This window comes from Saccharomonospora cyanea NA-134 (assembly GCF_000244975.1).
GTDB lineage: Bacteria > Actinomycetota > Actinomycetes > Mycobacteriales > Pseudonocardiaceae > Saccharomonospora > Saccharomonospora cyanea.
Genome location: NZ_CM001440.1, coordinates 4,081,669 through 4,095,382 on the forward strand (window position 1 = coordinate 4,081,669; position 13,714 = coordinate 4,095,382).

At 70.9% G+C, this 13,714-nt stretch carries 19 protein-coding genes; 6 read left to right on the forward strand and 13 right to left on the reverse strand.

What is annotated here, in order from left to right; genetic code table 11:
* The first annotated feature begins 189 nt into the window (after positions 1-189).
* From SACCYDRAFT_RS18995 to bcp, 3 genes are all read left to right on the forward strand, one after another.
* Positions 190-372, forward strand: coding sequence for a hypothetical protein (locus SACCYDRAFT_RS18995; RefSeq protein ID WP_005458664.1), 183 nt, complete (start codon positions 190-192; stop codon positions 370-372).
* A gap of 194 nt (positions 373-566) precedes the next feature.
* On the forward strand, positions 567-1,106 hold the full coding sequence (locus SACCYDRAFT_RS19000) for a hypothetical protein (RefSeq protein WP_005458665.1): 540 nt from the start codon (positions 567-569) through the stop codon (positions 1,104-1,106).
* 22 nt (positions 1,107-1,128) lie between these two features.
* Complete coding sequence (gene bcp, locus SACCYDRAFT_RS19005; protein ID WP_005458667.1) at positions 1,129-1,608, forward strand: thioredoxin-dependent thiol peroxidase; 480 nt, start codon at positions 1,129-1,131, stop codon at positions 1,606-1,608.
* Positions 1,609-1,634: 26 nt separating this feature from the next.
* Here the strand turns inward: bcp and rdgB are convergent, their stop codons facing one another.
* Both rdgB and rph read right to left on the reverse strand, forming a co-directional pair.
* Entirely contained in the window at positions 1,635-2,246 is a 612-nt protein-coding gene (gene rdgB, locus SACCYDRAFT_RS19010) for an RdgB/HAM1 family non-canonical purine NTP pyrophosphatase (protein ID WP_005458668.1), read from the reverse strand.
* Positions 2,243-3,019: a ribonuclease PH gene (gene rph, locus SACCYDRAFT_RS19015; protein ID WP_005458669.1), complete on the reverse strand. Its 777-nt coding sequence runs from the start codon at positions 3,017-3,019 to the stop codon at positions 2,243-2,245. The genes rdgB and rph overlap by 4 nt, the downstream gene beginning before the upstream one ends.
* Positions 3,020-3,171: 152 nt before the next feature.
* Here rph and SACCYDRAFT_RS19020 point away from each other — a divergent pair, with 152 nt between their 5' ends.
* On the forward strand, positions 3,172-4,689 hold the full coding sequence (locus SACCYDRAFT_RS19020) for an FAD-dependent monooxygenase (protein WP_005458670.1): 1,518 nt from the start codon (positions 3,172-3,174) through the stop codon (positions 4,687-4,689).
* Entirely contained in the window at positions 4,686-5,327 is a 642-nt protein-coding gene (locus SACCYDRAFT_RS19025; RefSeq protein WP_005458671.1) for a TetR/AcrR family transcriptional regulator, read from the forward strand. Before SACCYDRAFT_RS19020 ends, SACCYDRAFT_RS19025 begins: the two co-directional genes overlap by 4 nt.
* Here the strand turns inward: SACCYDRAFT_RS19025 and SACCYDRAFT_RS19030 are convergent.
* The 11 genes from SACCYDRAFT_RS19030 to clpS form a co-directional block, all read right to left on the reverse strand.
* Positions 5,315-6,085 (reverse strand): MBL fold metallo-hydrolase, encoded by a 771-nt coding sequence (locus SACCYDRAFT_RS19030; RefSeq protein ID WP_043537406.1) that lies wholly within the window; start codon positions 6,083-6,085, stop codon positions 5,315-5,317. The genes SACCYDRAFT_RS19025 and SACCYDRAFT_RS19030 overlap by 13 nt on opposite strands.
* A 39-nt stretch (positions 6,086-6,124) precedes the next feature.
* Positions 6,125-6,922: a glutamate racemase gene (murI, locus tag SACCYDRAFT_RS19035; protein WP_005458673.1), complete on the reverse strand. Its 798-nt coding sequence runs from the start codon at positions 6,920-6,922 to the stop codon at positions 6,125-6,127.
* Entirely contained in the window at positions 6,919-7,581 is a 663-nt protein-coding gene (locus SACCYDRAFT_RS19040) for a rhomboid family intramembrane serine protease (protein ID WP_052309209.1), read from the reverse strand. Before SACCYDRAFT_RS19040 ends, murI begins: the two co-directional genes overlap by 4 nt.
* Before the next feature lie 121 nt (positions 7,582-7,702).
* Positions 7,703-8,653 (reverse strand): PLP-dependent cysteine synthase family protein, encoded by a 951-nt coding sequence (locus SACCYDRAFT_RS19045; protein ID WP_005458675.1) that lies wholly within the window; start codon positions 8,651-8,653, stop codon positions 7,703-7,705.
* Positions 8,654-8,660: 7 nt separating this feature from the next.
* On the reverse strand, positions 8,661-8,939 hold the full coding sequence (locus SACCYDRAFT_RS19050) for a MoaD/ThiS family protein (RefSeq protein ID WP_005458676.1): 279 nt from the start codon (positions 8,937-8,939) through the stop codon (positions 8,661-8,663).
* A gap of 69 nt (positions 8,940-9,008) precedes the next feature.
* Positions 9,009-9,494, reverse strand: coding sequence for a Mov34/MPN/PAD-1 family protein (locus tag SACCYDRAFT_RS19055; protein ID WP_005458679.1), 486 nt, complete (start codon positions 9,492-9,494; stop codon positions 9,009-9,011).
* Positions 9,495-9,544: 50 nt separating this feature from the next.
* Entirely contained in the window at positions 9,545-10,084 is a 540-nt protein-coding gene (locus SACCYDRAFT_RS19060) for a DUF2017 family protein (RefSeq protein ID WP_005458681.1), read from the reverse strand.
* 36 nt (positions 10,085-10,120) lie between these two features.
* The gene (locus SACCYDRAFT_RS19065; RefSeq protein WP_005458683.1) at positions 10,121-10,387 is read right to left on the reverse strand and encodes an ATP-dependent Clp protease adaptor ClpS; all 267 of its coding nucleotides are present in this window, start codon (positions 10,385-10,387) and stop codon (positions 10,121-10,123) included.
* Positions 10,380-11,414: a P1 family peptidase gene (locus SACCYDRAFT_RS19070; protein WP_005458685.1), complete on the reverse strand. Its 1,035-nt coding sequence runs from the start codon at positions 11,412-11,414 to the stop codon at positions 10,380-10,382. Before SACCYDRAFT_RS19070 ends, SACCYDRAFT_RS19065 begins: the two co-directional genes overlap by 8 nt.
* A gap of 10 nt (positions 11,415-11,424) precedes the next feature.
* A complete protein-coding gene (locus SACCYDRAFT_RS19075; RefSeq protein ID WP_043536678.1) occupies positions 11,425-11,982 on the reverse strand; it encodes a DUF2017 domain-containing protein in 558 nt (185 codons plus the stop codon).
* Complete coding sequence (clpS, locus tag SACCYDRAFT_RS19080) at positions 11,979-12,263, reverse strand: ATP-dependent Clp protease adapter ClpS (RefSeq protein WP_043537408.1); 285 nt, start codon at positions 12,261-12,263, stop codon at positions 11,979-11,981. The genes SACCYDRAFT_RS19075 and clpS overlap by 4 nt, the downstream gene beginning before the upstream one ends.
* Positions 12,264-12,396: 133 nt before the next feature.
* Between clpS and SACCYDRAFT_RS19085 the strand changes: the two genes are divergently transcribed.
* The gene (locus tag SACCYDRAFT_RS19085) at positions 12,397-13,692 is read left to right on the forward strand and encodes a nicotinate phosphoribosyltransferase (RefSeq protein ID WP_005458695.1); all 1,296 of its coding nucleotides are present in this window, start codon (positions 12,397-12,399) and stop codon (positions 13,690-13,692) included.
* Positions 13,693-13,714: the final 22 nt, after the last annotated feature.

Here is a 13,714-nt window from a genome sequence, read left to right on the forward strand (position 1 = left end):
CGATACCGGTGTGGTCGTCTGGGCGACCGTATGACCGGCATCACGGTAGATCGTGCGCCGAGTGCGGCGAAGACCGCCAGTTCACTCGACCCGGCGTCCTGAGCGGCCACCGCGCCGGGCGGCTTGCCTTCGACGTCGCCGACTTGAAATATGTGAGGACGACATGCTGCGTGGCAGAAGAGGTGACGCATGGTCGGACGGCGCCTACTGCGCTGGCCGGACGAATGGGCCGACTGGTTCGAGAAACGTGGCGTCTACGTACCCGGTGAGGACAACCGCGTCGTCGACCCGTGGCGGGACTGGGGCTGGCTGATCGTCCTGTGGCTCGCCGGGCTCGCCGTCTTCATTCTCGTCTTCGCCATCGCCGTGTGAGCCACCGTCCGTAACTGCCATCACTCCTTCGGTGCGGGCGCATCACGGTGAGGACACGGGCGGGCTCCGACTCCGCCTCAACCGTTCGATCCGGCTGGCCTGCTCGGGTCCACGTCGCCAGAGTGGACGAGGGCGACGGTTGCGCCCCCGGACGGAGTAACTTCCGCCCTGCGATCGGACCAAGGAGCCAGGCTTTGTCTACGGCGAGGACAGTCGCTGCGGTGTGCGCGGCGTTCGCACTGGCCGCGTGCGGCACGTCGTCGGCGGGTGACGGCCCCGAAGCGGTTCCGTCGTCGGAGGCCTCCGCCGAACAGTCGTCGCCCGCGGCCACCTCGTCGGGCAGACTGCTGCGGTTCGGCTCCGAGCACCGCTTTCCTTCCGGTCTGGTGGTGACCGTCTCGTCGCCGAACGTCTTCGTGCCCAGCGAGAGTGCCTACCCGCGATCCGCGCGTGCCGCGGCCTTCGGCATCGAGCTCTACAACGAGGGGCAGGATCCGTACCGCATCTCCGACCTCTCGGCGCAAGCCATGATCGACGGTAAGGAGATCAAGCAGGTCCAGGACATCACGCGCGGCTACAACGGCATCGTCAACGCCGACAGCGACCTCGCGGCGGGCGATTCGACGAAGGTGACGCTCGCGTTCGCGCTCCCCGCCGAACCCGCGACGGTCGAACTCACGCTCCGCCCGGATTCCACCAAGCCCACCAAGGTGGTGTTCGTCGGGTCGGTCTGACCCCGCGCGTTACGCTTCGGCCATGACCGACCGCAACCGTCTCTCCCCCGGCGACCCGGCCCCCGACTTCACGTTGCCCGACAGCGAGGGCAACACCGTGTCGCTGTCCGACTTCCGCGGCCAGTCCGTGGTGGTGTACTTCTACCCGGCCGCGGGCACGCCCGGCTGCACCAAGCAGGCGTGCGACTTCCGCGACAACCTCGCCCAGCTGAACGACGCCGGATACCAGGTGTTGGGCATCTCCCCGGACAAGCCGGAGAAGCTGGCGAAGTTCACGGAGAACGAGAAGCTGACTTTCCCGCTCCTCTCCGATCCGGACAAGACCGTCCTCACCGAGTGGGGCGCGTTCGGTGAGAAGAAGAACTACGGGCGCGTCGTGCAGGGCGTGATCCGGTCGACCTTCGTCGTGGACCCGGAGGGCACGATCGCGGTGGCGCAGTACAACGTCCGCGCCACGGGCCACGTCGCCAAGCTGCTGCGGGATCTGAAGCTGGCGGCCTAGGAGGCGACGACCGGCGTGAAGGTCCGCTACTTCTGACCCAGTTCCCGCAGGTGCGGCACCAGGGCGCGCAGCGCCTGACCTCGGTGGGAGACGGCGTCCTTCTCCTCCGGCGCCAACTCCGCCGAGGTCCGCGCCTCGCCGTCGGGCACGAAGATCGGGTCGTAGCCGAAGCCGTTGTCGCCCCGGGGTTCGCGCACGAGCACGCCGCGCCACTCCCGGCGCAGCACCACGGGCTCGGCGCCCGGCACGACGAGCGCGGCCGCGCACACGAACGCCGCGCCCCGGCGCTCGTCCGGCACGTCGGCGAGTTGTCCCAGCACCAGCTTCAGGTTCGCCTCGTCGTCGCCGTGGGCACCCGCCCAGCGCGCCGACAGCACGCCCGGCATCCCGTTCAGTGCGTCCACGGTCAACCCGGAGTCGTCGGCCACCGCCGCGAGACCGGTGGCGCCTGCGGCGTCGCGTGCCTTGGCGAGGGCGTTCTCCTCGAACGTCGCGCCCGTCTCGGGGGCCTCGTCGAACGGCTCGACGTCGGCCATGCCGACGATCTCGACGCCCTCCACTCCCGCGTCGGCGAGGATGCGACGCAGTTCGTCGAGTTTCTTCGCGTTGCGTGTCGCCAGCAGCACCTGCGTGGTCACTTGGAGCCCTTCTTCTTCGCGGGCGGCGGTTCCGGCAGCTCACCGGGATACGGGGCCGCGAGCGCCTCGGCCTGGATACGCGCCAGCTCCGCGCAGCCCGCCTGCGCGAGGTCGAGCATCTTGTCCAGAGTGGACCGGGTGAACGTGGCGCCCTCGCCGGTGCCCTGCACCTCGATGAGCGTGCCCGTGTCGGTGGCGACGACGTTCATGTCCACCTCGGCGCGCGAGTCCTCCTCGTACGGCAGGTCGAGCCGCACCCGGCCGTCCACGACACCCACGCTGACCGCCGACACTGCGGCCGACAGCGGCTGCGGATCGGCGAGCCGCCCCGCCGCGCCGAGCCACGTGATGGCGTCGGCCAGCGCCACGTAGCCACCCGTGATCGCGGCCGTGCGCGTGCCGCCGTCGGCCTGGATCACGTCGCAGTCGATGACGATGGTGTTCTCGCCCAGCGCGGCGAGGTCGATGCACGACCGCAGCGAGCGGCCGATCAGCCTGCTGATCTCGTGGGTCCGGCCCCCGACCCGGCCCTTGATCGACTCGCGGTCGCCGCGCGTGTGCGTGGCCGACGGCAGCATCGCGTACTCGGCGGTCACCCAGCCCAGGCCCGAACCGGCCCGCCACCGGGGCACTCCCTCGGTGACGCTCGCGGCACACAGCACCCTCGTGTTGCCGAACTCGACGAGCACCGAGCCCGCCGGCCACTGCTGGAAACCGCGGGTGATCCGTACCTCGCGGAGCTGGTCGTCGTTCCTGCCGTCTTCTCGCACCACGCCTGGCAGCCTAGTGAAGCCACCCGGACGCCGGGTGAGAAGGGCGTGACCCCGGCGTGAACGGCCCGCGATCAGGGGCCCGGCCGTTCCCGGTCGCCGAGTATCCTATTTTCTATACGCATCCGTATACGTATAGAAATTGGAGGGTGGCCATGGAGCGACACCCGGAGGTCCTGGTCGTCGGCGCGGGCCCCACCGGTCTGGCGCTGGCGTGCGGACTGGCGGCGCAGGGGGTGGCCGTACGCGTGGTCGACCGCGCGAGCGGACCGGCCTCGACGTCGCGGGCGAACATCCTGCACGCACGCGGCGTGGAGGTGCTCCGACGGCTCGGCGCCCTCGGCGACCTGCGCGAACGGTCGCTCGCTCCGATGGGGATGCGCATGCACGCGGGCTCGCGACCGATCTCCACCATGCGTTTCACGCCGGACGACAGCGAGGACGTCCAGGCGTTGTTCGTGTCACAGGCCCTGGTCGAGCGGCAGCTCCGCGCCCGGCTCGACGAGCTGGGCGGGGCCGTGGAGTGGGGTACGACGTGCACTGGAGTGGTGCGGGACGCCGAGGGCGTGAGCGTCGAGTTCGCCGACGGAACGCGGGCACAGGCGCGCTGGCTGGTCGGTTGCGACGGCGCGCACAGCACGGTCCGCGAGGCCGCCGGCATCGGCTTTCCCGGAGTGCCCGTCGTCGAGCAGTTCCTGCTGGCCGACGTCCACGCGGACTGGAAGCGGGACCGGAGCACCTCCGCGGGCTTCTTCCACCCGGACGGCCTGTTGCTGGCCATGCCCATGCGCGATCATGACAGCGGCACGGACAACGGCGACCTCTGGCGCCTGATGGCCGACGTCTCCGCGCTGGACCGCCGGCTCGACGCAGAGGAGATCATCGCGCGCTTCGCCGAGCTCGTCGCCGTGCGCACGGGCGACCGGGGCATGCGCATCCGCGACGCGGTGTGGACGTCGGTGTTCCGCATCCACCGCAGGCTCGCGGACACCTACCGCAGCGGCCGTGTGCTCCTCGCCGGGGACGCCGCCCACGTGCACAGCCCGATCGGTGGCCAGGGCATGAACACCGGCATCGGCGACGCCGAGAACCTGGCATGGAAGTTGGCGCTCGTCGTCCGTGGCAGAGCGGCGGAGAACCTGCTGGACACCTACCCGGCCGAGCGGCGCCCGCTGGCCGCCGAGGTCCTGCGCACCACCACGAACAACACCCGGCTGCTGGTCGCCGACGGCGCCGTGGGCAGGTTCGTCCGCGACCGGCTCGTCGTCCCCCTCCTGGACTCGCCCCGGGTACAACGTGTCGCGACCCGCAGGGCGTCCCAGTTGTGGGTCACCTACCGGCGAGGGCCGCTCGGTGGGCGCGGACGGACGCCGCGTCCCGGAGACCGGATCGCCGACCTCGCCTGCACCCGCTCCGACGGCAGCCCGGTACGCCTGCATTCGGAGCTGCACCCGGCCTGGGTGGTCCTCACCCCGCCCGGAGCCGAAGCCGACGCGCTCGCCCGCACCGCGCGTGCCCACCTGGGTGGCGAGGTGACCGCCCTGACCGACCCGGCGGCGACCGGGCCCGCTCTCCTGATCCGGCCCGACGGGCACCTCGCGTGGCGGGGTGACGATCCCGACGGGCTACGCCGGTGGTTCACCGAGGTCCTGCACGCCAGGATCGACGCATGAACGTCAGGACGACCCGACATGCCGGGCCGGGACGGCCCCGCGACCCCCGCGCCGACACGGCGATCTTGACCGCGGCCGTGGACCTGCTCGTCGAACGCGGCATAGCGGGGACCAGCATCGAGGCCATCGCCCGGCGCGCGGGTGTGGCGAAGGCGACCGTCTACAAGCGCTGGTCCTCGAAGGAGGACCTGCTCGCCGAGGCGATCGAGTCCGCACGCGAGGACATCCCGGCCCTGGACGAGCAGGACTGGGACGTCCCCCTGCCCGAGCTGATCGAGAGACTGCTACCGCTGTGGGGCCAGGCGCTCGCGGACCCTCGCTACCGGGCGCTGACCGCCCGGCTGGTCGGCGCGGGTGCCGACCATCCCGCCCTGCTGTCCGCGTACTGGCACCACCACGTCGTCCCACGCCGCGAGAGGGCGCGGGCCGTGCTCCGCCACGCGCAGGCAAACGGCGCACTCGCCGCGGACGCCGACCTCGACCTCCTGATCGACATGTTGCTGGGTGCCGTGATCCATCGCCTGGCACTGGAGCCGGAAAGCGCACGAGCCTCGGGCCACACCGCGTACCTGCGGCGGCTGCTGCGGCAGGCCGGCCTGCCCGTCCTCACCGAAGGAGAACCCGGTCAGAGGTCGTAGACCGCGCCCTGCCGCACACGCTCCGTGGGGCCGTGGAACGCCGCCCCGGCCTCGGCGAGGATCGCCTCGCCGTCCGACCACGGCGGTACGTGGGTGAGCAGCAGCCTGCCCACGTTCGCCCGCTCCGCGAGTTCGCCCGCCTGCGTGCCCGACAGGTGCAGGTCGGCGGGGCGGTCGGGCGCGTCGGTCCAGCTCGCCTCGCACAGCAGCACGTCCGCACCGTCGGCCAGCTCGTCGAGCGCGGCACACGGTCCGGTGTCACCGGTGTAGGCGAGCGTGGTGTCGCCGTGTGTGATGCGCACGCCGAACGACTCGGTCGGGTGCACCACGGGCACCGGCGTCACCGTGAACGGGCCGACGGTCCTCGCCTCACGGCTCAGCGCGTGGAACTCGAACACGTCCGAGAGGTCCGTGTCGCGGCGCTCGGCCTCGTGCGGCGCGTAGGCGTTGGCGAGCCGGGCCGGGGCCTCCGACGGCGCGTGGACGGGCAGCCTGCGCCGCCTCGGGTCGTAGGGCGGGTCGGGATGGTAGCGGCGCAGCACCGTGAGGGCACTGAAGTCCGCGCAGTGGTCGGGATGCAGGTGCGACAACACGAGCGCGTCCAATTCGAAGGGGTCGCACACCGTCTGGAGACGCGCCAGGATGCCGTTGCCGAAGTCCAGCCCCAGCCGGAACCCCTCGGCCTCCACGAGGTAGCCGGAAGCTGCCGCGTCAGGACCGGGAATGCTGCCGCAACAGCCGAGGATCGTCAGTCGCACGATCAACACCATGCCACGGCAGAGGGCGCCGCGCCCTCCTCACGTGGTGGCGAGCACTGTGCCGAAGCCCATGAAACGCCGGGCCAGTCTGGCGAACTGCTCGGCCGAGCCGGTGGCGACGAACTCGTGCTCCGGCGGTTCCGGCCGCTCAGCCAGCAGGTCGAGTTCGGTGAGGACGTTCACCACGTCCTTGGCCGTCTCCTCGGCACTCGACACGAGAGTGACGTCGGGACCCATGACGGCCTGGAGGACGCCCGTCAGCAGCGGGTAGTGCGTGCAGCCGAGGATCAGGGTGTCGACGCCGTGGCGCACGAGCGGGTCGAGGTAGCCCTGTGCGAGCCCGAGCACCTGCCTGCCGGAGGTGATTCCGCGTTCGACGAACTCGACGAACCGGGGACACGCCACGCTGCTGAGCTCGACGTCCGTGGCCGCCAGCGCGTCGTCGTAGGCCCGCGACCGCACTGTGCCCTCGGTGCCGATGAGCCCGACCCGGCCGTTACGGGTCGTCGCCGCCGCTCGGCGGGCGGCGGGCAGCACCACCTCGAAGACCGGGATGTCGTAGCGCTCCCTCGCGTCGCGCAGGCAGGCGGCGGACGCGGTGTTGCACGCGATCACGAGGGCTTTCACCCCGTCGGCGACGAGTCCGTCGAGCGCTGTCAGAGCCAGCTCGCGCACCCGGGCGATGGGCAGCGGACCGTACGGGGCGTGGGCGGTGTCACCGACGTAGCGGAGGCGTTCGGCTGGCAGTTGGTCGGCCACGGCACGCGCGACCGTCAACCCGCCGACTCCGGAGTCGAAGATCCCGATCGGGGCGGAGGCGGAGCGGGTCGTGGTCACGCGCCGAGACTACCTGGCAGCTCCGGCCGCGCCGTCGACCTCTTCCTCCGGTCCGCTCTCGCCACCAGCCACGCCGCGAGCACACCACCCACCGCGCCGAACAGGTGCCCCTGCCAGGACACCCCCGGTGTGCCAGGGAACACGCCCCACAGCATTCCGCCCCACAGCGCGAACAGCACCACGGCCACCGCGAGCTGCGCGAGGCTTCGGGAGAACACCCCCCGCAGGAGCAGGAAGGCGAGCCAGCCGAACGCCAGTCCGGAGGCGCCGACCGTCACGGTGTGGTCGGGCGAGACCAGCCACACGCCGAGACCACCGACGACCCAGATCACGGCCGTCACCATCACCCACTGCCCGAGGCCACCCGCCATCGCGAGGAAGGCGAACACGGCCACCGGCCAGGTGTTGGCGAACAGATGCGACCAGCCGTCGTGCAGCAGCGGCGCCCACACCACACCGTCGAGCCCGTCGAGTGAGCGCGACACGATGCCGTTCCGGTCGAGCTCCAGGGGCAGGACGACGTCGACGAGCTCCACGAGGTAGAGCAGAGCGACGAAGGCCGCCGACACGGCTGCCGCGGCGAGAGGCCTGCGCGGGATGACCCGCTTGGCCCCGTTGCGCTGCGGAGTCGGCGGCGTCGGTGAGGAGGCGCTGGGAATGTCCACGTCGTGCAGGCTAACCCCGCACCGAGGCCCCCCGCCTCGGGTGAAAACCCTGAGAGCCCGCTGGTGAACCCCGGTTACCCGCTGCGCGGTGGGTTCGAGAACAGGCTCCGAGAGCTCACGCCCAGAGCTGGCCGTCGAGCCGCTCGGCGGCCTCGTCGAGGGAGCCGCTGTACGCGCCGGTGGAGAGGTACTTCCACCCCGCGTCGGCGACCACGAAGGCGATGTCCGCGCTGCCGCCCTTCTTGAGCACCTTGTTGGCCACTCCCAGGGCGGCGTGCAACACGGCCCCGGTGGAGATGCCCGCGAAGATGCCCTCCTTCTCCAGCAACTCGCGGGTGCGCCGCAGGGCGTCGTACGCCCCGACGGAGTACCGGCCGCTGAGCACCTCGGGGTCGTACAGCTCCGGGACGAAACCCTCGTCGAGGTTGCGCAGGCCGTACACGAGCTCGCCGTAACGTGGCTCGGCGGCGATGACCTGTACGTCCGGCTTGTGCTCGCGCAGGTACCGGCCGACTCCCACCAGCGTTCCCGTGGTGCCGAGGCCGCCGACGAAGTGCGTCAGCGTGGGCAGGTCCTTCAACAGCTCGGGCCCGGTGCCGTAGTAGTGCGCGTCCGCGTTGGCCGGGTTGCCGTACTGGTACAGCATGACCCAGTCCGGGTTCGCCTTCGCCAGTTCCTTCGCCCGCCGTACGGCCTCGTTCGACCCGCCCGCCGCGGGCGAGTACACGATCCGCGCGCCGTACGCCTGGAGAAGCTGCCTACGCTCCTCCGAGGTGTTCTCCGGCATCACACAGACCATGCCGTAGCCCTTGAGCTTGGCGGCCATCGCCAGCGAGATACCGGTGTTGCCGGACGTCGGTTCGAGGATCGTGTCACCGGACTTGAGGATGCCGTCCCGTTCGGCGGCCTCGATCATGGCCAGCGCGGGACGGTCCTTGATCGAGCCGGTGGGGTTGCGGTCCTCCAGCTTCGCCCACAGGCGGACCTCGGGTGACGGCGACAGCCTCGGCAACCCCACCAGTGGGGTTCCGCCGAGGGCGTCGAGCAGTGAGGCGTACCTGGCCACGGCCGACCTACCGTGCGCCGCCGGCGACGGCGGGAAGGATCGTCATGGTGTCGCCGTCAGCCACCTCGGCGTCGAGGCCACCGGCGAACCGAACGTCCTCGTCGTTGACGTAGACGTTGACGAAGCGGTGCAGCTTGTCGTCCTTGACCAGGCGCTCCTTGATACCGCCGTACTTGGCGTCGAGGTCGTCGATCACCTCGGCCACGGTCTTGCCGGACGCCTCGACGGACTTCTCGCCGTCGGTGTGCGTGCGCAGGATCGTAGGGATGGAGACGGTCACGGACATGGGTTACCTCCACTCGGGGTTGACGACAGAACAGACGTTCCGGAGCGCGGGGCTATTCCCGCGAGTGACTCAGAGCGCCTCGGAGGATTCGGAGGATTCGGAGGAGTCGTGGCCGCCGGTGCCGGCCGCCGGGTACGCGTCGACGATCTCCACTTCCTCCTCGGTGACCTCGCCGTCGACGATGCGGTACGACCGGAACTCGTACGTGTCCGGCTGCCGGGTCGACACCAGCACGTAGTGCGCGAAGGGTTCCTGCGCGAGCTTGATGTCCGTGCGCGAGGGATACGCCTCGGTCGCGGTGTGCGAGTGGTAGATCACCACGGGCTTCTCGTCGCGGGCGTCCATCTCCCGGTACAGCCTGAGCAGGTCGCCCGAGTCGAACTCGTAGAAGGTCGGCGAGCGCGCCGCGTTCACCATGGGAATGAACCGCTCGGGGCGGTCCGTGCCGTCGTCAGGACCCGCGATCACCCCACACGCCTCGTCCGGGTGGTCCCGGCGGGCATGCTCGACGATCGCGTCCACGAGGTCACGGCGAATCTGGAGCACGAGGCTCATTCTACGGTTCCGCAACAGGGCGTTCACAACGTGAGAAACCGCAGGTCGAGCTACTGTTCGGAGTCCTCGCCGAGGTTGGCGGAGGCCGCAAGCGCCGCCTCCGCCAGCGCGGTCTGACACGTGACCAGCCACGTCAGCTCCCTCCCGCCCTTGCGGAGTGTGACCGTGGGCCAGTCCACGAGCGCGTTCCACCTCGGCCGCGACACGAACAGTGACTGCGCATGACCCAATGCGCAGAAGACGTCCGGCACGGCGACCTCGGGCACCGTCACCACGGCCGGATCCTCCCCGGAGTCGTGAGCGTGCGCGAAGAGCACGCTGGTGCGGCGCACCGCGTCGAACACCTGGCGCCGCATCGCCTCCCCGTGCCGGGCCCGGAAGTCCGCGCTCGCCTCACGGTCGAAGTAGGCGTCGGGGAACAGCCGCCGGTCGGGCAGGGAAGGCGGCCTGCGCCCGAACCGCCTGCGCTGCCCCGTGAACGCGCACTCCAGGTCGTCGAAAACCCCGAGCAGGCCCTCCGCCACCAGCCGGGACACCGCAAGGCACACGCCCTGTCCGGCGCGCCACGCCCGGACGAACTCCCCCGTCACTCGTCTCCTCGTCTGGTCACACTGTCTGGTCGTACGTCACGGAGCCATCGCGCCGGGCTCGGCACTGTCGCTCACGGTGGCCCGCACGCCGAGCACCTGGATCTCGGCCACCACGCGCTCGGCCTCCTCCCGGGTGCCGAAGGACAGCACGCGCGCGATCCCGTGCCGCTGCGCCTCGTCGGCCAACGCCACGCCGGTCTGCTTGTCCACGCCGCACACGTGCCACAACACGAAAGCCACACCTGGGAACCGGTTCACGTCGTCGTGGTGCAGATCGACGTGCCACCGCGCACGCTCAGCCATCGGCGAACACTTCCGGCCACACCTCGGCGTAGGCGGGCAGCCCCGGCACCCCCTTCGCGGACAGCAGACCGTGCACCATCGCGCGGGCGAACACCCGCGCCGCCGCGGTGCACAGGCGGTCGAGCGCCGCCGCGCTACCCGCGTCCCCGATCGGCCCTTCCGCCCTCTGCAGGTCCTTCTCCCCCGTGGCCAACGCGAACACGGTGTCACCGTCGAACATCGTGTGCGCCGGGCGCACGGCCCAGGCGATGCCGTCCTGCGCGGCGACGGCCAACCGGCGGCACTGCGCCTTCGACAACGTCGCGTCGACGGCCACCACACCGATCGTCGTGTTCAGCCGGGTCCCGGACGGTGCGGTGAAGTTCCCCGCACGCTCCGGCCAGCGGGACACACCGAACTCGTTCTCGTCGGCGTACTCGGCGGCGTACGGCAACCCGGTGTCCAGGCGCACGGCCTCACCGGCGGCGTTCACCACGGCCAGCGCGCCGACCACGATGCCGTCGACATCCTCACTGGCCGTGCCGACACCGCCCTTCAGCGAGCCGACCTGCGCACCCGCGCCCGCTCCCACCGAGCCCTGCGCGACGGGCCCTCCGGTCGCCGCCTCGCAGGCGGCGTGGCCGAACGTCGCATCGGGGCGGTTGCCCCACGTGCTGCGGGGCAGATCGAAGATCACCGCCGAGGGGACGATCGGCACGACGTGAGCCGGCTCCGGACCCACCGGGAAGCCGCGCTGCCGCTCGTCCAGCCACCTCATCACCCCGTCGGCCGCGGCGAGGCCGAACGCACTGCCGCCCGACAGGCACACGGCATCGACCGTGCGCACGAGGTTCTCGGGTGCGAGCAGGTCCGTCTCCCGCGTGCCCGGCGCGCCACCGCGCTGGTCCACCGCCCCGACGGTGCCCTCCGGCGGCAACACGACCGTGGTGCCGCACAGCCACCCGTCGCCGGTGCGGTCGTGGTGGCCGACCCGGATCCCCCGCACGTCCGTGATCGCGTTGTGGCGTCCCGGGTTGGTCGTCGTCACCCGTTCCGCCTCACTCGGTGAGCGCCTGCACGAGCGTGTCCTGCACCCACGTCAACCAGTGGTAGACGCCGAGGTGCGGGGCACGCGGGTCGTCCTCGGGCAACTGGTCGGGCATGTCCTCGGTGACGTCGAGCGCGGTGCCCAGCGCGAGCCGCACGTCGTTGAGCGCCGACAGCCACGCGTCGGCCTGCTCGAACGTCAGGCGCACCTCGCCACCGCCGGGCGGCAGCGTCCGCAACACCACCTCGGCCACGCCGAGCTTCGCGTCCAGCAGCGCGGGCTCGTGCAGCGACCGCAACGCCGCCGCCGAGTCCAGCGACTCCTTCGACGGGCTGTCGGGGTCGAGCCTGTGGAAGTCGGGCAGCAACCGTCCCAGGACGGGGTCCTCCGGCCCCTCCGACGGGCCGGTGCGGATGCCGGTCAGCTCAGCGAGTTCGTCCCGCGGAGCCTCGTCCGCGCGCGTCTTCAGCATGTCCTCGATCTGGCCGACCAGCCCGCGCACCACGGCCGCTTCCTGCTGCTCGAAACCGCCGACCACCTTGCCGCCCCTGCGGCGCCATTCCCTCACGGCTGTTCCATCGTCGCCCACAGGCCCGCCGCGTGAAGTTTCGCGACGTCGCCCTCCACCTTCTCCTTCGTTCCCGACGACACGACGGCTCTGCCCTTGTGGTGTACGTCGAGCATGAGTTTCGTGGCGTGGTCCTTGCTGTACCCGAAGATCCGCTGGAACACGTAGGTCACGTAGGACATGAGGTTGACCGGGTCGTTCCACACGATCGTCTGCCACGGTCGGTCTTCGGCGCCGAGATCCGCACCGAGTGTTTCTTCGGCCTCGACGGGCGTGGTCATGCCCCCCATGGTGTCACGGGGCACAGCACCGGCGTGCCAGAGGTAGGCCACGCGGGTGAGAGTGCACCCTTTCCGCACCCACCCGGCGGCCCACCCTGGCCGCGCGGTTCTGAGTGACGAATAATCTTGCGGCATGTCCTCCCCGGCGAGCGGAAGCAGCACCGCGCTGTTCACCGACCACTACGAGCTGACAATGCTGGCGAGCGCGTTGCGTGACGGGACCGGCGAACGAGACTGCGTGTTCGAGGTGTTCGCCCGCAGGCTTCCCGCCGGACGCCGCTACGGCGTCGTCGCCGGGACACAGCGGGTTCTCGACGCGATCGCCGATTTCCGGTTCACCGAAGCCGAACTCGCCCAGCTGGAGCGGACCGCCGTGGTCGACTCGGCCACGCTCGACTGGCTCGCGAACTACCGGTTCACCGGCGACATCGACGGCTACCCCGAGGGGGAGCTGTACTTCCCGGGCTCACCGGTCCTCACCGTGCGCGGCACGTTCGCCGAGAGCGTCCTGCTCGAGACCGTGGTGCTCTCGATCCTCAACCACGACAGCGCGGTCGCCTCCGCCGCCGCTCGGATGTCGGCCGCCGCCAACGGGCGCCCCATCATCGAGATGGGCGGTCGGCGCACGCACGAGCACGCCGCCGTGGCCGCCGCCCGTGCCGCCTACCTCGCCGGCTTCGCCACCACCTCGAACCTCGAAGCGGGCCGCAGCTACGGCATTCCCACCCGAGGCACCGTCGCACACGCGTTCATGCTCCTGCACGACACCGAGGAGGCCGCGTTCCGCGCCCAGATCGAGAAGATGGGCACCGACACCACCCTGCTGGTGGACACCTACGACATCACCAAGGGAATCGACACCGCCGTTCGCGTGGCGGGTCCCGAACTCGGTGCCATCCGCATCGACTCCGGCGACGTCGGCGTGCTCGCGCGGCAGGCCCGCGAACAGCTCGACGCGTTGGGAGCCAAGGACACCCGCATCGTCGTCTCCGGTGACCTCGACGAGCACGCCATCGCCGCCCTGCGCGCCGAACCCGTGGACGCCTACGGCGTGGGCACGTCCGTCGTCACCGGCTCCGGCGCACCCACCGCCGGGATGGTGTACAAACTGGTCGAGGTGGACGGTCGGCCCGTGGCGAAACGCAGTGAGCACAAGGCATCCCGGGGAGGCCGCAAGGCCGCGCTGCGCCGCCACAAGCCCACGGGCACCGCGCTGGAGGAGGTCGTCTACCCGACCGGCAACCCGCCCGAGCCCGCCGAGCACGACAAGGAACTGCACATTCCCCTGCTGCGTGCTGGACAACCGGCGGAGGACCTGCCCACCCTTGAAGACGCCAGGCAGCGCCTGCGCCGCGCGCTGGTGAGCCTGCCGTGGGAAGGGCTGAAGTTGTCCAGCGGCGACCCCGCCATTCCCACGACCTTCCTTTAGCCGGCACGTGGTCGCGTCGATC